The sequence below is a fragment of the Streptomyces sp. NPDC004435 genome, assembly GCF_042873895.1.
Classification (GTDB): domain Bacteria; phylum Actinomycetota; class Actinomycetes; order Streptomycetales; family Streptomycetaceae; genus Streptomyces.
Genome location: NZ_JBIAMB010000016.1, coordinates 128,010 through 147,617, shown reverse-complemented (window position 1 = coordinate 147,617; position 19,608 = coordinate 128,010). Strand labels below are relative to the sequence as shown.

14 protein-coding genes and 3 pseudogenes are annotated in these 19,608 nt (G+C 67.9%); 7 read left to right on the top strand and 10 right to left on the bottom strand.

Annotated features, from left to right (window positions below; genetic code table 11):
• Positions 1-83 precede the first annotated feature (83 nt).
• The 4 genes from ACFYT9_RS27130 to ACFYT9_RS27115 form a co-directional block, all read right to left on the bottom strand.
• Positions 84-995, bottom strand: coding sequence for a family 16 glycosylhydrolase (locus ACFYT9_RS27130; RefSeq protein WP_389168209.1), 912 nt, complete (start codon positions 993-995; stop codon positions 84-86).
• A gap of 123 nt (positions 996-1,118) precedes the next feature.
• Positions 1,119-2,798, bottom strand: a complete 1,680-nt coding sequence (locus ACFYT9_RS27125) for an extracellular solute-binding protein (protein ID WP_389168207.1) — start codon at positions 2,796-2,798, stop codon at positions 1,119-1,121.
• Positions 2,799-2,883: 85 nt separating this feature from the next.
• On the bottom strand, positions 2,884-3,771 hold the full coding sequence (locus ACFYT9_RS27120) for a carbohydrate ABC transporter permease (protein ID WP_389168204.1): 888 nt from the start codon (positions 3,769-3,771) through the stop codon (positions 2,884-2,886).
• A gap of 56 nt (positions 3,772-3,827) precedes the next feature.
• Positions 3,828-4,682: an ABC transporter permease gene (locus ACFYT9_RS27115; RefSeq protein ID WP_389168303.1), complete on the bottom strand. Its 855-nt coding sequence runs from the start codon at positions 4,680-4,682 to the stop codon at positions 3,828-3,830.
• 273 nt (positions 4,683-4,955) lie between these two features.
• On the opposite strand from ACFYT9_RS27115, the gene ACFYT9_RS27110 reads away from it, so the two are divergent.
• From ACFYT9_RS27110 to ACFYT9_RS27100, 3 genes are all read left to right on the top strand, one after another.
• Positions 4,956-6,179: a substrate-binding domain-containing protein gene (locus ACFYT9_RS27110; protein ID WP_389168202.1), complete on the top strand. Its 1,224-nt coding sequence runs from the start codon at positions 4,956-4,958 to the stop codon at positions 6,177-6,179.
• A 165-nt stretch (positions 6,180-6,344) separates the two neighbouring features.
• A complete protein-coding gene (locus ACFYT9_RS27105; protein ID WP_389168199.1) occupies positions 6,345-9,959 on the top strand; it encodes a discoidin domain-containing protein in 3,615 nt (1,204 codons plus the stop codon).
• Positions 9,960-10,089: 130 nt separating this feature from the next.
• On the top strand, positions 10,090-11,139 hold the full coding sequence (locus tag ACFYT9_RS27100) for a substrate-binding domain-containing protein (RefSeq protein ID WP_389168197.1): 1,050 nt from the start codon (positions 10,090-10,092) through the stop codon (positions 11,137-11,139).
• Between the two features lie 372 nt (positions 11,140-11,511).
• Here the strand turns inward: ACFYT9_RS27100 and ACFYT9_RS27095 are convergent.
• From ACFYT9_RS27095 to ACFYT9_RS27085, 3 genes and pseudogenes are all read right to left on the bottom strand, one after another.
• A pseudogene (locus ACFYT9_RS27095) lies at positions 11,512-11,799 on the bottom strand (ISAzo13 family transposase); the annotation flags it as partial.
• Between the two features lie 65 nt (positions 11,800-11,864).
• Positions 11,865-11,993: a hypothetical protein gene (locus ACFYT9_RS27090; RefSeq protein WP_389168308.1), complete on the bottom strand. Its 129-nt coding sequence runs from the start codon at positions 11,991-11,993 to the stop codon at positions 11,865-11,867.
• Between the two features lie 697 nt (positions 11,994-12,690).
• Positions 12,691-13,302: a hypothetical protein gene (locus ACFYT9_RS27085; protein WP_389168194.1), complete on the bottom strand. Its 612-nt coding sequence runs from the start codon at positions 13,300-13,302 to the stop codon at positions 12,691-12,693.
• Between the two features lie 618 nt (positions 13,303-13,920).
• Between ACFYT9_RS27085 and ACFYT9_RS27080 the strand changes: the two genes are divergently transcribed.
• The 3 genes from ACFYT9_RS27080 to ACFYT9_RS27070 all read left to right on the top strand — a co-directional run bounded on the left by ACFYT9_RS27080 (position 13,921) and on the right by ACFYT9_RS27070 (position 16,723).
• Entirely contained in the window at positions 13,921-14,199 is a 279-nt protein-coding gene (locus ACFYT9_RS27080) for a helix-turn-helix transcriptional regulator (RefSeq protein ID WP_389168191.1), read from the top strand.
• Between the two features lie 138 nt (positions 14,200-14,337).
• Positions 14,338-15,201 (top strand): DUF6083 domain-containing protein, encoded by an 864-nt coding sequence (locus ACFYT9_RS27075; RefSeq protein WP_389168188.1) that lies wholly within the window; start codon positions 14,338-14,340, stop codon positions 15,199-15,201.
• Between the two features lie 52 nt (positions 15,202-15,253).
• A complete protein-coding gene (locus ACFYT9_RS27070) occupies positions 15,254-16,723 on the top strand; it encodes a UvrD-helicase domain-containing protein (RefSeq protein ID WP_389168185.1) in 1,470 nt (489 codons plus the stop codon).
• Positions 16,724-17,174: 451 nt separating this feature from the next.
• Here the strand turns inward: ACFYT9_RS27070 and ACFYT9_RS27065 are convergent, their stop codons facing one another.
• The gene (locus tag ACFYT9_RS27065) at positions 17,175-17,615 is read right to left on the bottom strand and encodes a WhiB family transcriptional regulator (RefSeq protein ID WP_389168182.1); all 441 of its coding nucleotides are present in this window, start codon (positions 17,613-17,615) and stop codon (positions 17,175-17,177) included.
• Between the two features lie 285 nt (positions 17,616-17,900).
• Between ACFYT9_RS27065 and ACFYT9_RS27060 the strand changes: the two genes are divergently transcribed.
• Entirely contained in the window at positions 17,901-18,272 is a 372-nt protein-coding gene (locus ACFYT9_RS27060) for a hypothetical protein (protein WP_389168179.1), read from the top strand.
• A 106-nt stretch (positions 18,273-18,378) separates the two neighbouring features.
• On the opposite strand, the pseudogene ACFYT9_RS27055 reads toward ACFYT9_RS27060, so the two are convergent.
• A pseudogene (locus ACFYT9_RS27055) lies at positions 18,379-19,165 on the bottom strand (low temperature requirement protein A).
• 67 nt (positions 19,166-19,232) lie between these two features.
• Positions 19,233-19,538 (bottom strand): annotated as a pseudogene (locus ACFYT9_RS27050) (low temperature requirement protein A); the annotation flags it as partial.
• Positions 19,539-19,608: the final 70 nt, after the last annotated feature.

Genomic DNA, 19,608 nt, shown 5'->3' with positions numbered 1-19,608 from the left:
AGAGGGTGCGCAGGTGCACAGCGCAGGGTGGGCGGAGGGGCGGCCGACGCGGAGCGGTTCCGGCCATCCCCGTTCACGGGCCACTACTGCCAGATGCGCAGGTAGTCGACGTACACCGTGGAGCTGGCGTCCAGGGGCGCAGAGGTGAGTGACCCCTCGGCGAAGAACAGCAGCTCGTGCGAGAGGATGGGGAACTCCCGTACCTGGCTGATCAGCTTGGGGTCGGTGACGGTCCGTACGACCGCGCCGTCGAAGGTGAACTGGATCTGTGTGGGTGTCCAGGCCATGCCGACCGTGTGATACCAAGTGCTGTGCAGGCCAGGGGCGTTGACAGTCTGCGAGGACACCTTGTGGTCGGCCGCGTAGCCGTCGTAGTGGATGCTGACGGGATACTGGTCGTTTTGCCGGCTGGTTTCGATGATGTCGTACTCGGCTCCGTCGGCGGCCGTGCCGACCTGGGTGCCGTGGTTCGGAGCCTGTACCCAGACGGCTGCGAGGTGGCCGTTGGTGGCGTACGGGGTGTGGATCCGGGCTTCGAGCGTGCCGTAGGCGTAGTCGAATTTGTCCTGGGTGTCGACCCGGCCGCCCGCGTACTGGTTCGTCGTGAGCTTGCGCAAGTCGATGGCGAGATTGCCGCCGTTGTCGGGGATCAGCCGGACGTTGGCTGGCTTGTACCACCAGCGGATGCCGTCGGTGCGGGATGCTTCGGTGCGTTCCTGGTCGCGGGCCGTCCACCTGGTGGTGTCGAGACTGGTTTGGGTGAATTCATCGCTGAAGACCAGGGTTTGCGCTGCTGTCCGGGGTCCTGTGGGCAGCTGGGGCTGGGCGCCTGCGGGGGTTGCGGGATCGACGAGCGGGGCTGTGGCATTGCGCGGTGTGCTCGCGGCCGTGGTTGTCTGGGCGGCTGCCAGAAGGGCCAGTGCGCCGAGGGTGGCGCCGGTGCGCAGTGCGATGGTGCGGATCGGGCGGCGGTGCCCGGTTCTGGTGGCGTGCATGGACGTTCCCCTGACCTCGTTGTCGGGCGAGCCTGACGTGCGGCTCCTTAGGTTCCGTGCGTGCGTTGGGGTGGTGGGCGCGTTCGTTCGGCGGGAAACACGCACGCCGCTCGCCGGCTCGGGTCAGCCCGTCACGGCCTCGTGTTCCGTGGCGAGTTCCTCGGCGGCTTTGGCCCCGCCCTTGTTGCGCCATTCCTTGACGACCGCGTCCCAGTCGGACAGCGGTCGCTTGCCGGAGACGATCGCAGAGATGGCGTCGTTGCGGAGCTGGTCGAGGGTGGCGCCCTTGGCGGAGAGCGTGGCCGAGCGCAGCCCGATTTGGGCGTTCTTGATGCCGCTCGGCACGATCTCTGCCTGCCAGGCGCGCTGGCGCTTGATGACCTCGACGTCGCCCTCGAATCCGAGCGGGTAGAGGACCTGCGGCGCCGAGCCGACCGTCTTGACCGCAAAGCTGTTGCTGTTCTCGCCTTCCAGGCTGCGCTGGGTGGGCTGGGGGGCGCCGCTCTCTGTACGGGTGAAGTGAGTGCCTTCGACACCGAAGTTGATCAGTTCCCATTCCCTGGAGCCGAACGGCGAAGACAGGAAGTCGATGACGCGCAGGAGCAGTTCGATCCGGGCCTTCGGAGCCTTCTTCAGTGCGGTGTAGCTGAAGTAGCCATTGCCGAACCAGTGCTTGGGTTCCGCGCCGTTCGCCGGGGCATAGGGGCGGGCCAGGTCTGCGGTGAACTTGTCCTGGGTGCGACGGGCCAGGTCCTGCAGCCACACCGAGTCCACCTTGACGGCAACCTTGCCGTTCTCCAGGTCGGTTCCGGCAGTGGCGGCGTCGATAGACAAGGCGTCGGCACGGTAGAGGCCCTCCTTGTACCAGGCAGCCATCTGCTCGAGGGCATCGCGCAGCTGGTCGCTTTCCACCGTGCTGTGGAACGCCCCGTTCTTGGTCTCCCACATGTTGGGAGCACCGTGGTTGCCGGCGTGGGCCAGCCAGCCGAAGGCGTTGCCGCTGTGTGCGCCGAAGGCCCACCTGCCCTTGCCGGTGATCTGCTGGGCTCCCGCGGTGAAGTCCGCGACTTTCAGGCCGCCGACCTCAGGCACCCAGATCCCTGCTTCCTTGAGCCGGTCCCGATTGGCGATCATCGCGCCCCAGGGCAGCGGCCGCTCGATCGGGACGCCGAACAGCCGGCCACCGATGCGGCCCACTCCCTGCCACGAGTACGTGGGGATGTTGGCAATGTTCGGATACTGCTTCACCGCGTCACCCGACAGGTGCTCAGTGAGATCCTGGCACTTGGCCTGCACGAACTGGGCCTCGTTCGGCAGCATGGACCCGCCCGCGTTCATGCTGAGGATGTCGGGCAGATCACCGCCCGCCATCATGGTCGACATCTTCGCCACGTACTGATCCGCAGGCACGATGATCAGTTCCAAGTCGACGCCGAGGGCCTTGTTGATGGCCTGGTGCAGCTTATTCTTGGCGAGCGGGGTGGGCGGAGCGGCATACGACATGACCACGGCGGTCACCTTCTTGCCATCCCCGGGCTTTTCGGCGACGGCCTGCACCAGGTCCTGCGGATAGGTGAGATACGCGGCCTGGACGCCCTCGGCGGTCGGCGCCAGATCAGGCTTCGGGCCGTTGAAGGGGATGTACGCGGGCCAGGGAGCGAGCTTCTTGCCGGCGTTGCCGACCGAACCGTCACCACCGGCGCCGTCGCCGGAGCAGGCGGTGAGTGCACCTGAGGTGGCGGCGAAGGCGGTGGTGGCGCCGATGGCCTGCAGGACGGAGCGTCGAGAGATGCCAGAAGACATGGGTGTACTTCCTCGCAGGGTGAAGGAGGCAAGGTGAAGGGGAGTGAGCTGGTGGGAGAACACGCGGGCGAGGGCGTTGTCCGGGTCAGCTCTTGACTGCACCCGTGAGCACGCCTTTGGCGAAGTAGCGCTGCACGAACGGGTAGACGCACAGGATGGGCGCGGTGGCGAGGACAACGACCGCCATGCGCATCGTCTGCGGTGCCTGTACCGCGAGACCGGCGGCGGCCGCGTCACTGGTGAGGTTCTGCCCCTGGGTGACGTACTGGCGCATGACCGTTTGCAGCGGCCACATGCTCGCGTCGTCGAGGTAGAGGACTCCACGGAAGAAGTCGTTCCAGTAGCCGACGGCATAGAAGAGGCCGACCACCGCGACCACGGACTTGGAAAGCGGCAGCACGATGGTGACCAGAGTGCGCAACTCACCCGCGCCGTCCAGGCGGGCTGCCTCGTACAGCTCCTCCGGGATGCCCTGGAAAAAGCCTCGCACGACCACCAGGTTGAAGGCACTGATGAGGACGGGCAGAACCAGCGCCCAGTAGGAGTTGCGCAGTCCGAGGGAGTCCACCACCAGGAAACTGGGGATCATTCCGGGCGGGAAGAGGAACGTGAAGAGAATCAGCAGCATGACCGGCTTGCCGCCGACCACTCCGGGACGGGCCAGGGCGTACGCCAGCATGACCGTGCAGACCAGGCTCGTCAGGGTCCCCAAGACGGTAACCGCAGCTGAGACCAGCAGTGCGCGGGTGATGACACCGCCGGACAGGATCGAGTCGTAGGCCTTGAAGGTCCATTCGTCCGGCCACATCGCCCAGCCGCCGTTGTCGACGACCTGCTGGTCCGGGGCGAAGCTGGTGGCGATCACAATCCAGAAGGGGATCACGACGAGCGCGACGGTGAGCACGAGTGCGACGGCCTTGCCCGCCTGAGTGAGGGGCCTTGGCTTCTCCATCCATGAGGGTCGCTTGGGCATGGGGCGAGGTCCACGAACTCGGCTCCGGTGGCGCTCTCGTATGGCGGATCGGCTCATCAGCGGTACACCCCCTGCTCGCCCAGACGGTGAGCGATCTTGTTGGCGGACGAGACGAGGACTGCGCCGACGACTCCCTTGAACAGCGCCGCAGCAGCGGCGAAGCCCCAGTTGCCTTGGACGATGCCCTGGTAATAGACAAAGGTGTCGATGACTTCGGCGGCCTGCGGTCCGAACGCGTCGCGCTGCAGCAGAATCTGCTCGAAGCCGACCGTCAGCACATCACCGAGGCGCAGGATGAGCAGCAGGATCAAGACCGCCCGGATCGACGGCAGCGTCACATGCCAGAAGCGGCGCCAGGGCCCGGCCCCATCGATGGCAGCGGCCTCGTACAGACCGTCGTCGACGTTGTGCAGAGCGGCCAGGATGATGATGGTGCCCCAGCCGGCGTCTTTCCAGATCAGTTCGAGCACCATCAGCGGCTTGAACGCGTCCGGGTTGCCGATCACATCGACCAGGTGGCCGCCACCGTGACCGAACAGGCCATTCAGCAGTCCATCACCGCCGAGAACCTGTTGGAACAGCGCAACGACGATCACCCAGGACACGAAGTGCGGCAGATAGACCACGCTCTGCACGAATTTCCGCACCCCTGCGCGGGTCACGCTGTGCAAAAGCATCGCCAGGGCGATCGGCAGAGGGAAGAAGAACACGATCTGCAGCAGGGAGAGCAGCACCGTGTTGGCCGTGGCCGCCCAGAACCCGGAGTCCCCCAACAGGGCTTCGAAGTTGTCCAGGCCCACCCATGGGCTGTCCTGCACTCCCAGAAACGGCAGGTAGTTCTTGAAGGCGATGACGTTCCCGAACATCGCCAGGTAGTGGAAGACGAGAAAGTACAGCAGACCGGGGACCATCAGGAGCAGCAGCATCCGGTCCCGCCGCAGGCGGGCAAAGCGGTGCGTACGAGGACCTGGACCGCCGGCCTTGCGCTCTGTGGGCGCCGAGCTAAGCGGCGCACCGTCCTTGGGGCCGTCGGCCCGCAAGGACGTGGCATCCGCCTCCGACGGCGCGGGCACTTTGGGCGCAAGGCTCTTCATGCGGCTCCCTCCAACTGTGCGATCGGGTAGGGGAGGAGGCCGAACTTGCCGTGTAAGGAGCAACAGAGCGAGCGGCCTTCGAATCGAGCGATGGGAGTGTTCCGGCTCCGTGGCGAGATATTCCAGCCATGCCCGGTGAGTGGTCAACCATCAAAGTTCCACTCGCACAATTTCGCACAACCGCTGTACAGCCTCTGCGGCGACCGGTTCCGTAGGTGCATGTTGTCCACTCAGCGCCGCGACGCCATCCTTCGATCACTTCGCCGTGACGGATCTGTGCAGGTGAGTAAGCTCGCCACCCAATTGAACGTCTCCCAGATGACCGTACGCAGAGACGTGGGCGTCTTGGTCGAGCAGGGCCTCGCTGTGCGGGTCCACGGCGGCGTGACGCTTCCTCAAGGGGCCGAAATTCGCCACCCCAGGACGCAAGGAACCACCCCCGGCCTTGAGCGGCCCGTGCTCGGCATGGTCGTCCCCGACGCCTCCCAGTACTACCGGCAGGTCATCCAGGGAGCCCGGCACGCAGCCCATGCCCAGGGTCTGAGGCTCACCCTCGGGGTGTCCTGCTACGAACCCGCAGAAGATCTCGAGCAGGCCAGACAACTTATCGATGCCGGCGTAGACGGATTGCTGCTCACCCCCAGCGAACCGCTCGCCGGGCCACCCGCTGACCTTGCCTGGATCACGGAACTGCCGGTCCCAGTCGTCCTGGTGGAACGCCGCCGCTCGCCGTACGCAGGCCTGGACAGCCTCGACCACGTCACCTCGGACCACATACAAGGAGCTATGGACGCCGCCCGCCATCTCGCCACCCTCGGCCACACACGAATCGCCCTGCTCAGCCGTATTACGCCTAACACCCAGCTGATCGCAGACGGCCTGGACCTGGCTGAGCAGATCTGCGATCTGCAGTCTGGGGCGCCCCGCCTCCACAACCACTCGCCCCACAAGCCCGGCGCGCTTTCAGCCTTCCTGGAGGAGGTCCTCGCCTCCGGTACCACCGCTGTACTCGCCCACCCCGACGCAGAGGCCATCGCACTCCTCGATGCGGCGCGCCACCGGGGGCTGTCCGTGCCCGAAGACTTGTCGATCACGGCATACGACGACGAGGTCGCCTCCCTTGCTCCGGTCCCCCTCACCGCTGTAGCACCGCCCCGGCACGAGGTTGGCCGGCTCGCCGTGGAGCTATTGTCCCGCCGGCTGGAGGAGAAGGCCCGTCTCCTGGAGCTATGGACGACCCCGCAGCAGACACTGCTCTCGCCGCGCGTCGTAGTGCGGAGCTCCACCGCAGAACCTCGGCGGCAGACGAGCTGAGCCGCAAAACAGAGAGACCTCTGGCCGCTGCCCGCCCCGTACGTTACGGTGAGCCCCGTCGTACGGCCTGCCCGTGCATCCGAAGCGTTCCGGCTTCCTCCTCAACACCAGGTTCCACGCACCTGTCGCTGCCTGGTGTCCGCCGCTCGAACGGAGGACCGGACCATGCGCCCTCGCGCGCCTCAACTCTTCACACGACTACTCACCGCCACCGGCGTACCCCGTCGAATCGGCACCCTCGCCCTCGCGACCGCCCTCATTCTCGGGCTGAGCCCCGCCCTGTCAGCGTCGGCGCTCCCGGTACCAGCGGCTGAACCGCCCACGCTCGCCCTGACGACGAAGCCCACGCCTGAGGGCACAGTCGAGCTGAACTGGACGGCGACGCCCAGCGGCCAGGCCGCCGGGATCCGCGGTTACGAGGTACACCGCTCCACCTCCGCCGCCGACTTCGAACCGACGGACGGTACTCGCCTGTACCGGCTTCCCGATGTACCGCACTACCTCGACAGCACCGCCGCACCAGGCTCCAATCCCTGGTACCGGATCTCGGCGCTCAACGCAGAGGGCGAGGTCCTCGCGATCTCCTCCGGAGTGCGCGCCGAGCTACCTGCGCAACCCCAAGACAAGCAACGCACGAGCGTTTTGGCCGCACTTGACGACGCCAGCACTGGCAGCACCCGCCTGTCCTGGCGTGCCACCGCCGGCGCGGCCACCCCGCTGACCGTGTACGCAGGGCCCGCCCACGTCGCCGATGGCAAACTCGACGGCGCATGGAAAGCCGCGACATCCACGACGACCGCCAACGCCCTCACCCTCCGCTCGAGCGGCACAGCCACCTCCGGCTTCGCGCTCGTCGACGCCAAGGGCCAGGTCCTGGCCACCGCGACCCGCGGCCGCGGCGCCCACCCGCGACTGCTCAGCCGCGCCGAGCTGGACGAGCTACGCCAGATCATCAAAACCCCCGGCACCCCGACGCAGACCTGGCAATCCCTGCTGAAGTCGACCGCGACGGGCGCCAACGGTGCACGTGACCAGGCATTCCTCTACGTGGTGACCGGGCAGCAGGCCTATGCAGACCGGGCGTTCACGTACTTCCAGCAGGCCGCCCAAACGCTGCGCACCCAGCAAACCCTGGAGTTCGCCAACTCCGTAAGCCCGATCGCCCTCGCCTACGACCTGGCGTACAACGGCTGGACATCCGCCCAGCGCACCGAAGCGCAGGACACGATGAAACGGGCGCTCGCCTACCTCGGCACCGTCCACCACGCCAACTTCGACAATGACGCCGACAAGTCCAGCAACTGGGTCGCCATTCACCGTGGAGCCGAGCTCTCTGCTCTCCTCGCCGCGCGCGGTGACGGGGATGTAGGTCTCCAGGAGCAGAGGTTGGCCGTGCTGGCCGATGAGCTGCGCCGCCACTTCGACGACGCATTCGGCGAGACGGGCTGGAACCAAGAGGGCTGGGACTACGTCAACTACGGTCTGACCGGCTCCGCTCCCGCCGTGCGCGCTCTGCAAGCCGCGGGAATCGAAGCGGTCGACCGGGCTTGGAAACGACCACGCCTGGCCGAACTGGCCCTGCACACGCAGTCGTTGCGCCCCACGAACGAGAAGCTGCAATTCGGCGTGGGTGAGCGTACCGGCGCCCTCACACCGCATCTGCTCAGCACCGGCTCACCGCAGGCGCAGTCCGCGTACCGCTGGCTGTACGAGCACACGGCTGGCCACGCCTCCACTCGGGTGGGAAACACCGTCACAGGAGACCTGTTCGCGCTTCTGAACTGGCCCGCGGGCATTCCCGCCAAGGACCCCGATGCCTTCCCCCAGCTGAAGTCCGCGCTGCTCGACGACGCCGAGGGCGCCTTCTACTTCCGCAACCGAACCCAGGGCGACGACGACACCCTCATCGGCGTGACCAACCGCAACCGTGCCCACATGGGCTGGTCCCAGCCCGAGGCGTTGAGCCTCAACCTCATCGGACAAGGCACCACCTGGTCGCGGATGCCCGCCAAGGAGAACACGAACACAGCCTTGTTCTCCAAGCCGTTGATCGACCAACTGCCCGCACCCAAAGGCGTCACCCCGGGCCGGGGCAGCACACGCGAGGCGCGGCCCTACCCCGGCCAGGGCGGCGGATTCCTGTCCCTCGACGCCCACCAGGACTACGGAATTGCCACCGCAGACCGCGAACTCGCCGTAGACCTGCGTCCCACTGCAGGCGCCGACGCCGTGCTTGCCGTGCACGACCGATTCACCGACACCACAAGCCACCGCATCGACTGGCAGCTGGCGCCCGAGCCGGGCGTCACGATCACGTACGGCAAGGACGAAGACGGGGCACGTACGTTCCTCTTCCAGCGCGAAGACGCATGGCTCAAGGGATGGCTGCTCGATGCCGACGGAGCCATGATGAGCATCACAGGCGGCGCCTTCCGGATCACGCGTACCGGCGCCTCAGCTGATTTCCGGATCGTCCTTGCCCTAGGCCGAGGCGCCCCGCCCACCGCCGACGCCGACGGCTCCCGCATCACCCTCGGCGGGGTCACGTACGACACCGCAGACCTGGGATCCTTCCGACCGGCCTCGCCCGCTCCGCACGCCGGCAGCACACGGCCGACTCTCCAGTTGACCACGCCCAACGGCCCCTTCATGCCCGGTACCAGCCGCGAAGTCACTGCGGCCTACACCTGGTGGGCCGAGCAACCAGCCCTTGGGCTGACCCTCACCCTGGATGTCCCCGAGGGCTGGCGGGCCGAGCGGATATCCGAACCGGCACCTGCCTCCCTACGCACAGCAGAACGCGCCCTGACGACCTGGAAAGTCACCGCTCCCGAGCGGCTAGCGGCGGGCGACCACCGCCTCGCCACGCGTGCCAGCACCGTAAACGGCGACCCCGCGGACGTCACCGACTCCGCCGCCGCAGCGGCGATCCGGACCAACCTCGCCCTCAACACCCCGGCCGAGCAGTCCAGCACCCAGGGCGCCGCCTCCCGCGCCACTGACGGCAATATCAACGGCATGTGGGGCCAGGGATCGGTCTCCCATACTCTCCAGGAGTCACAGCCCTGGTGGCAGACGGACCTCGGCGCGTCCGCAGACATCGGCCACATCGTGCTGTGGAACCGGGTCGACTGCTGCCCCGAGCGCCTGCGCAACTTCTATGTCCTCGTCTCCCAGCAGCCCTTCGGCACTGCGAGCCTCGATGATCTACTCGAGCGCAGCGATGTATGGAAGCAGGAGCACAAGGCAGTCGCCAGCCGCACCACAACCATCGCTGTTGACCAACCTGGCCGCTATGTCCGCGTGCAACTCGCCGACACCGAACCCGGCTACCTCGCCCTCGCCGAAGTGCAGGTACTGCCGCCCGCACAAGGCCACTTGGCGCAGGGCCAGCCCGCCGAGCAGTCCAGCACCGACGGCGACGCGGCCGCAGGGCGGGCCGTCGACGGCAACACCTCGGGCGCCGCGAGCCTGACCATGAGTGAGAAGAGCCCCTGGTGGCAGACGGACCTCGGAGAGAGCGTCGGCGTTGGCTCCGTCGAGGTGTGGAGCGGCTCTGCGACACCGGGAGACTTCTACTTGCTCGTCTCGGATACGCCGTTCGCCTCTCACGGTCTCGCCGATGTGCTCGCACAACCGGGCGTCACCGCCTACCGACACACTTCGACCGAGCGGCCCGCCAAGGTGAAGGTGGCCAGGGGAGCCCGGTATATCCGCATACAAATCGCCTCAGAACAGGCGGCCTCGCTCAGCCTGTCAGAGGTCCGCGTGCTGCGGTAACGCCTCCGTTCATGCCCGCCGCCCCTGCCATCACACTCGGGCGGCGGGCCCAGCACTCGACACCTGCCTCCCCGAGCAGATACGAACAACAGGCATGGCCGTCACGGCCCGCCTCATCTCAAGGAGCGGTATGCGTCTCACCCCGGCCCAGCGCCAGGAGCGGCTCCGGCAACGCATCCACGAACTCGGCCGCACCTCGGTCGCAGAACTCGCCGTCGAGTTTGCTGTCTCGCACGTCACGCTGCGCAAGGACCTGGCCTATCTGGAGGCTCAGGGGCAGGTGCGGCGCACCCCCGAATCCGTCGATCCCGTCACCGACGCGGACGAACCGGTACCCGGTGCCGTCATCGGCATGGTGCTGCCCAATACCGAGTACTACTTCGCCTCTATTGTCAATGGGGTGCGCGCCGCAGCCGAACGGCACGGCGCCCGCCTCATCGTCGCCACCACCGGCTACGACCCCGCCGAAGACATCGCACAGACGGACAAGCTCCTCGCCGACGGTGCCACCGGCCTGATCCTGGTGCCGAGCTGGCCCACCGGCGAGCCCAGCGCTGAAGAGGGCGACTGGATCCTGCAGCGCAAAATGCCCGCCGTCCTCGTAGAGCGCCGGGTACCCGCGACGCACCCACTGGCCCAGCTGGACCGCGTCGCTACCGACCAGGCCCATGGCATCGCACTGGCCGTGGCCCGACTGCACGCGCAGGGCCACGAACGCATCATCCTGACTGTCCAGAGCACCGTTTACGTCGACCTTCTGAACACCGCTCACCGCGCCGCCCTTGACACACTCGGCCTTCCGACGCCCTCCGTCTCGCCGCTCGTCACCTCGAGCGACCAATCCGAACCCGAACGCCGCGACCACCTCTTCGAAGGACTGTTGCGCGCCGTACGCGAACACGGCGTTACCGCCGCGATCATGCACACCGGACTCGATGCCGTAGTAACCCTGCCTCGGCTTAAGGCGGCAGGCATCCAGGTGCCCGAAGATCTGGCCATCATCGCGTATGACGACGAGGTGGCCGAGCTTGCCGACGTCCCATTGACTTCCATCGCAACACCCAAGGAAGAGGTCGGCACAGCCGCGGTCGACCTCCTCCTGCGCCGCTTCGGTGTTCCGGAAGCGTCAGGCCGCCATCTCGCACTCCTGCCGGGCCTGCGGGTCCGTGAATCCGGCTGAGCGCGCCGAGCGGCCCCGTCTTCCGCGAGGCGAGCCTAGAAGCGGACGGTGTAGTGAAGCCTCGGAGCCTGCAGGCGTCATCGGGCTCCTCGGCGGCCTCAACCGGACTGTCCTCGACGGGCTGTACCAAGAACGGCCGCCTCTGCAAACGAGCCGCGGCCGCCCGGAACGAGGTGGTGGTGGGAGGCTGTCGGCACGGGGCCGGCGCGTATGCGCTCCCACGTGGGGGAGAGCGCAACCTTCGTGAAAGGTGTCCTCCCAACGGTCGGGGTTGCGCGAGTGCCCCGTCGAACTACGCGCCGGGAGGGCTACGGCTGGAGCCGTGCTGTCGGCGATGCGGCTTCAGTACTCCATTGCGCCCGCGAGGAGTCGCGCAAGCAGTGCCGGCCGCAACCCCGGATCAAGGTCCACAGCCTTTTTCCGCCCCCCGCCAGAACGAACCCGCCCCACCAGAACCTGACCAGAGTCCACTTCAGCCGCACCGCGCGAGACCGTGCTCTCTCGAACCCCGGCCGCGGCAGCGACGAGCCTGATCCCACTATGCCCCAGCGACAGCGCTTCCGCCCCTATGGCCAGCCGACGCTGCCGCTCATCCAGATGCGGCAACAATGCCTGGAACTTCGCAGCCAGGACGGCCTCGATCCCCTCCGGTCTCCCCATACCAGAACAACGACTCCGCAGCCGGAAGCCACGACTTGTTTCCCGGCAAGCCCTAAGACCATGTCCTATGCGGTGAGGCGGAGGAGTCGTTTGTAGCAGCAGATGGCTGCGGCGAGGCCGAGGGAGACCAGGTAGTTGCGGGGATAGCGTTCGTCACCGGCATCACCCCTGGCGGTGAGGTGCCGGGCCTGCATTTCGAGTGCCCGATGGCAGGGCTCCGCCCGGCGGTAACACGCGATTGCCTTCCCGAGCGGGCACTGAGGACGTCACGCCTCCAGCTGCGGGTGGTCTTCATGCCAAGACGCGCTGGGGCTGTTGTCGGCAGACCGGGCCGAAAGAGTCAACATGAATATCACTGGCCGGCTGGGGGCGTGGTCGTGAGGTGCCGCAGTGCCGAGTTGTCTTCGTCTCGGTTCAGCGAGGAGGCCAGCCTCCGCAGCGCAGGCAGGACGTCAGAACAGGCAGCCCGCGACGCCGGGCCTCGGTCACCTGCGAGGCGACAGCGTGGCGCGCGACCTCCCTGACGTGCCAGACGCCGCTGCTCTCCACTGTGGTGCCATCTCTCGGGACGACAGGGCACGCTGCGGCGTGAACTGCGAGTCGCACCCGCCGGCCGGAAAGTCGCGTGAGCATCGCGACCTGGAAGGAGCTCGTGGAGCATATGGATGCACGCGAAGTGCTGGCATCGGCAGACACAGGGGCACCCTATGCGGCTTCATGCCGGCCTGTCGCCGCTGAGCGCCGGTGATATCGGCAGTAGTGCGTGCCTGCACGTACTTTGCGCCTCGCCGGCATCATCGAGCCCTCGCCAATGGGGCGGAACTCAGTGGCGGGCAGCCGGACCGACAACGTATCCGTGGACGGCGCCTGTGCGAAGAGGTGTCCGCTCGTTCAGAGGCGGCAGGATCCGAATTCCTCGACTCGGGCGAGGTCCCCGCCCGACACGGCGGCCTCCTCGAGAGTTCCTGTGTCCGGCCAGCTCCACGCCAGGTCTTCTCCGTTGATGAGCGAGCAGTTCCGCAGCACGCCGGAATCGAGCAGACCCTGGGCGGCGATGAGCAGCTCGTGCTGGCTTGTCCCGCACATCCGGGCCAGCGTATGGCTGTCTCCCAGGCCCTTGAAGAGGGCAGGGTGGGTATGGGCCTGAAGCGTCACGAGGGTGAGCCGGCCTGTTGAACTGGAGTGCTGAAGCGAAGAGCCTCGGGACTCGGCCAGAGCCCAGTGGGCCGCCTGAATGCGCAGGCCGCGTCCGGGAAGTCCGAGGAGGGGATCGTTGAGCTGAGCTTGCATGCCCAGCGGGGTGGCGATGGTGCTTCGCAGCCAGCGGGCATCGAGCATCTCCCGCCACAGCGGTTCGGCAACGCCCAGCCGCATGCCGCGGATCAGCCCGTAGGGAAGGGTGAGCGCGCCGTCGGCATCGCACCGCAACACGCACTGCAGGGCCAGGAGACGGGCCTCGGGGGAGGTGCGCAATGGAAGAGAGGCGGCCAGGAGGCTCAGCATGTTCCGGACCAGGGCGCGTTCCCCTCCCGGCTCGACGGGCCTGCGGCGACGAGCTTTCGCCCGCCTGGCGGTGGGCTGCTCGCCCAAGGTCGTGTCCGGAACCACCGAGGCGTGGCGCATCGCCCCGGCGCATGCCGTACAGGTGTCGGCGAGCCGCCACACTCGGCCCGCTCTCTCGCAGGTCAGGACGAGCAGAAGGGGGCCGTCGCACCCGCGGTGGCGTGGATGCCACCGGCATCCACGTTCGTGGCACTGGCAGGTGCGCAGGTACGAAGGGAGCAGTGAATGCCGGGCATGCCGGGCGAGGTGCGCGAGCGCTGCTGAGCGTGCGGTGGAGCCGCCCCCGAGGCGGGGGCGTGTCGGGCACTGCGCGCAGACGAGGACGGGCCCCTGGGGTTCGGGATGCAGTTCGACGACCCACGTCCGCGTCATCCGCGGGTGCGCGACACGCACTGTCACAGCGGCGAGCTCCTTTCGTATTTCATCGTTGCCCTGTCACCGCCAAGAGTCCGGACGGCGGCACACCGTAATGCACCCGGACGGGCTTTCCGACGAGAATGCAAAATAGGGCAGAGGTCTGCACTGACATGGTGTTTGAACGCCGCGTCGGATGGACGCGTGACGATCTTGCCGCCCGATGCCAACCTCGACGAGCTGCCCCGCGCGCTCGCCCGGCTCAGGCACGAACGCCGCTGGAGCTACGACGACCTGGCAGAGCGAACCGGCCTGTCAAGGCGCACCCTCATCGAGATCGAACAGGGCCGCACCACCGGAACCATCGCCACCTGGCACGCGATCAGCCACGCCTTCGACACCCCCCTCGACGGCCTCTTCTCCGTCCTGTGCGAGGGCCACACACCCCCGGGCGCCACTCGGCAGACCCCCGGTGCCGCCTGAACGGATCACCCGAACGAGTCGCCGGCCCCGCCCGAATGTTCGCCGACCGCGACACAGGTACGAACCTGTTGGGCCGACCGAGGGGTAACAGGGTCGGCCTTCCCGCCCTGCGGCGTGTCGCATGGAACCTTTCCGCTCATGCGCCCCTGCCCTACCCCATCCCACCACTGGGACGGCACCCTCCGCCCGCGCCGCCCACGCCGCACCCTGACCGTCACCCCCGACAGCCCGACCCGCGTCCTGCGCTGCGCCCAAACGGCACGCTGCCGTCGATGCGGGAACCGCATCGACCGACACGCCACCACCGGACCGCGGCCGGTGAGCCTGCACCCCCAGGAACTGCCCGTCAATCTCGTCCCCGCCGCCTATCGCTGGCATCTCGCCTCCGCCGTCGCCTACCCCGCAGGCGACGGCAGCCCCTGGTGCCGCATCAGCCACCCCACGGTCTGCCCCGCCGGCATCGACCAACCCACTCTCCCCCCGCACCTCGACGCCATCAGACGGCACCTGGCCCTGCACACCAGACGCCTCATCGACACTGCACTCCTCACCGCACCCCCGACCCTCCCGCCGCCCGCCGCCGGTACCGATCCCGCCTGCCAACCCCAGCACCCTGTGGTCCAGTTCCTCTACACCCGCTACATCGCAGCCACCCCCGTCGAGGCCATCCAGTGCGTCGCACAGACCATCCGACGCACCCGCTGCACCACCCCGGTCCTCGCCCACGCAACCACCCCCGGCCGCTGGACCCTCATGCCGCTCACCCCCCACCGCCCCGGCCCCCGAGCACTCGCCCTGCCCACCGCTGACATCGCCGTGTACGACCTGACCCACCTCAGCTACTCAGAACAGACCCGCTGGCGCACCCAGCGCTGCCCCACACACGCCACCGCCATCACCGCACCCGACCTCGCACTCACCGACTGGGAACCCTTCGACCCCCACCTCCACCACGCCCTCACCGCCACCCGCCTGCCGACTCACCCCGGCCCGCACCCCTGATCCGGCCACGACCCTCCACACACGCCCAGCGACACACCGGAGCACACCCACGTTGTTCACACCCACCGACGAACAGACAGAAGCAGCAGACCACTTCACCGCCGGCCACCATCTGGCCCTCCAGGCAGGAGCCGGCACCGGTAAGACCTCCACCCTCGACTTCCTGGCCCGCAGCACCCAACGCCGCGGGCGCTACTTCGCCTACAACCGCGCCATCGCCCAGGAAGCAGCCACCCGCTTTCCGCCCAGCGTCACCTGCAGGACCGCACACTCCCTCGCCTACGCAGCTCTCGGCCACCGCTACGCACGCCGCCTCGGGGCACCCCGCCGGCCTGCCTGGCAAACCGGCCAGGACCTCGGCATCATCAAGCCCGCCCGCGTCGCCGACCACACCCTCACACCCACCACCCTGTCCAACACCGTTCTGCGCACCGTGACCCGCTTCTGCCACAGCGCAGACCCCGACCTCGCCGACCACCACGTGCCACGCCTCCGCGGCCTCGACCACCCCGAAGCACACGAGGAACTTGCCGGCATCGTGGCCCCCTACGCCCGCAAGGCATGGGCCGACCTGCACAACCCCGACACCGGAGTTGTCCGCTTCGACCCCGACCACTTCCTCAAGATCTGGTCACTGACCCACCCGACAATCCGCGCCGACTTCCTCCTGCTCGACGAAGCCCAGGACACCAACCCCGTCGTCGAGCACATCTTCAACAGCCAGCGCCCCCACGCCCAGCTCGTCATGGTCGGCGACTCCGCCCAGGCCATCTACCACTGGCGCGGCGCCAAAGACGTCATGACCGCCTTCGACGGCCACCACCTCACCCTCTCCCGCTCCTTCCGCTTCGGCCCCGCCCTCGCCACCGAGGCCAACCGATGGCTCACCCTGGCCGAAGCCCCCTTGCGTCTCACCGGGAGCACCACCACACCCACCACCCTCGGCCCCCTGGCCCGTCCCGAAGCAATTCTGTGCCGCACCAATGTCGGTGCCATGAGACAGGTCATGAACCACCTGACAGCCGGCACCCGAGTCGCCCTCGTCGGAGGCGGAGACAGCCTGCGCGCCCTGGCCCTGGCTGCCCAGCAACTCCAGGAAGGCCGCCGCACAGGCCACCCTGAACTCGTCCTCTTCCCCACCTGGGGAGCGGTCCAGGACTATGCCGCACACGACCCTTCCGGACGCGACCTGCAACCCCTGGTCGACCTCGTAGACCAGCACGGAACCGACGCCATCCTCGCCGCAGTCAGCCGCCTCAGCGAAGAACCCCAAGCCGAGATCACCGTCTCCACCGCCCACAAGGCCAAAGGGCGGGAATGGTGCCGCGTGCAGATCGGCGACGACTTTCCGCCCCCGCCAGAGACCGACGAACAAGATCAGGAAGGCCGCCCGATCCTTGATCGCGTCGATCCCGCAGATGCACGCCTCGCATATGTTGCTGTCACCCGAGCACGCCGACACCTCGATGTCGGAGGCCTGTCCTGGATCGAAACCCACCCCAGCGGAAACCCGGCATCATGAATGCGCGCATCCCGGCTGAAACCACCCGCCGCGGTACAACAGACCGACCGGCAGGAGACAGCCGATGACGCCCTCCCGCCGCGCCCTCGCACGTCGACGGCGTGAGCACCCCGCCGTCGACATGCGGAGCCGCATACAGATGAACGTGCAGCACAAGGAGCCTTGTGAAGCGCGAGCGTCGTGGTTCCAGACGATAGAACCGTGCCTCCTCACCGGGTGCACCGCGATCGACCTCAGAACCGTGCCTCTCCACGGGGTGCACCACGATCGGCCTCGGCACCGAGACGCCCGCAAGAAACAGGACTAAGACCAGGCGCCCGGGACGGCCACGGCCGTCGCTCCCAAGCGTGCATCCTGCACCCAGCGACGAATCGCGAGGACTTCTCCCACCCGGAGCGAGCCACTCACGTCGCGGCTACGGTGCCTAGTGGAGGGCCACAGGACCAAAGGATCACAACGAGCGCCGCCGACGGAGCAGGTGCCGGCCTGGCTCACCAGGCCGTGGAGGCACCATGCCGGAGCCGTTGTGCCCAGGCGGAGACTGGTGAGCCGGCGCGTCGTGCCGTCGCCCGGGCCCCTTCTGCACGCAATGTCTCGTTCCAGGCCGGGCAATGGCATCCCCGTCCGCATCGGAGACTGCGTCGTGATCCCGGCGCGCAGCGCTGAGAAGCACAGCCCACGACTCGACTGTCGGCCGACGCCGCAGCAATGCCCGGCGCTCCCGTTCCGTCATCCCGCCCCATACCCCGTACTCGACGCGCTCGTCCAGCGCGTAGGCGAGACACTCGGCCCGCACCGGACAGCCTGCGCACAGAGCTTTGGCACGGTTCTGCGCCGCGCCTGCGACGAATAGCTCGTCCGCGTTTCCCGTACGGCACAGGCTGGACGACATCCAGCTTCCGTTCACCAAGGTGGCCCCCCTCCGCAGACGCCGATCTCCCGGCGCCGTTTGATCTTCGGAACAGGCACGCTACGAAGGCAGCGACACCGGGTCTAGCCATCGATCCGCTCTTACCCCTATCGGGTGACCGTGCAGCCCTCACGGGCGGCCCGCGTAATGAGGAGGACATGGGGCGGAAACGTAAGCGACTTCACGGGGCCTGAGCCCGAACCTGGAAGCGGCATGCACCCGGAGCAGGAGGGAACAGCCCGAGTCGATGCGGGAGGTGGACGCGATGTGAGGGACGAGCTCTTGCGGCGATCCGCAGGCAAGCGCGACGGCCCGGTTTACGAGGCGCGGGCCCATCGCGTTGGTCCCGAGGATGACCGCGAACTGGTGTCGCTGAAGGGTGACGTCGGCTCCCGGCAGGTCTGTGGCGTTGCCGGCCACGGCGCCCAGGGGCGGATGCTCGGACAAGACGCCGTCGATGACCGCGCCGGCGGAGTACGGGCGTGCGGCTTCGAGTTCTGGGACGCCGGCGGCGGAGGCGTGCAGGTCACTGGTGGGTGTGAGGCGTTGCCGGCCGACGGTATAGCGCAGGCTCGCGCAGAGCATGGCGTGAACGGGCCCTGCTGCCAAGCCCGTGCCGGCGACCAGGACGTGAAGTGAACTGCCCGCCACTTTCCATGCTGCGGGAGGGGGGGGGCATGCAGCTGTCTTCGGCTGCCCCAGCGCGGGGACTCCCCGGGTGCGGCCTGCCGCGAAAGAGCTGGGCTCAACGGACGGTGTTCTGACGCATACCGGGCCGTGACCGCCGGATGCGGCTATCGGCTGCGAGTACGACCGCGACCAGAACCGAGGTGATGATCCCGGTGATCAGCACCGGGCTGGGGGCCAGAGTGACCACGAGGATCGCGAGGACGGCCACACCCCAGACGACGTCGATGCCCCGTGCTGCCCCGGGCGAGCGATGCAAGAGCCAGAGCACGGTCACGAAGACGGCGACAGGCAGAGTGTAGGCGGCCGCGGCAGCGGTGTCGCTGATGTGGGCATGGCCGCTGCTCCGGGCGACCCCCACAGCGAGACCTGCGCCCACGGCAGCACCAGAGGCGAAGATCGCGTAATGGCCGTATCCCCAGCGCAGCGCGGCGCGGAACGCGGTGAGCCGCCCCGAGGCGTTCTGGGGAGAAGTACAGCCACCACATCGCGAACACGGTCAGCAGACCACCGATCGTGACAGGAGCGATGTCGCCGAAGGAGGCGTCGGTGTCCAGGGCGGTGCGAACCGCGGCAGTGGCGGCGGTGATGGACTCACCCAGGACGATGATCGTGAACAGGCCGTACCGCTCGGCGATGTGATGGGGATGCCAAGTGGTGCGCGTCGTCTGCTCGGCCCAGACAGGGACGGCGAGTTCGGCCAGCGCAAGAATCGCGAAGGCCGGCAGAGCGCCGTCGCCGGGCAGCGCGAGCCGCCCCACCCAGCCGGCCTGGACCAGCAGGATGCCGACGGCGTAGCGCACGCAGCACTGCCTGCGCTCGGTGTCGGCGCGGGCAGCGCGCATCCACTGGTGCGGCCATGGCCAGCCGCATGACCACATAGCCCCAGGTGATGACGGTGAAGTCGTAGTCCTTCAGCGCCTTGGCCGCCCCGGCGGCCATGATGAGGGCGCCGGTGATCTGGACCAGGGTGAGCAGCCGGTAGGGGACGTCGTCGGTGTCGTAGGCGGAAGCGAACCAGGTGAAGTTCATCCAGGCCCACCAGATCGCGAAGAACACCAGCGCGTAGCCGAGCACTCCGTGCCCGATGTGCCCCTCAACGACCTCGTGCTCGAATGCGGCTGCCGCTTGCGCGACGGCGGTGACGAAGCACAGGTCGAAGAACAGCTCCAGAACGGTGGCGGTACGGTGCCGCTCCCCGGCCGGACGCGCGGTCATCGGCCGGTACCAAGTCCATGAAGGCCCCGTGGAATGCTGCTGGCTCATGGCGGGCTCCCGGGTCGTGGCG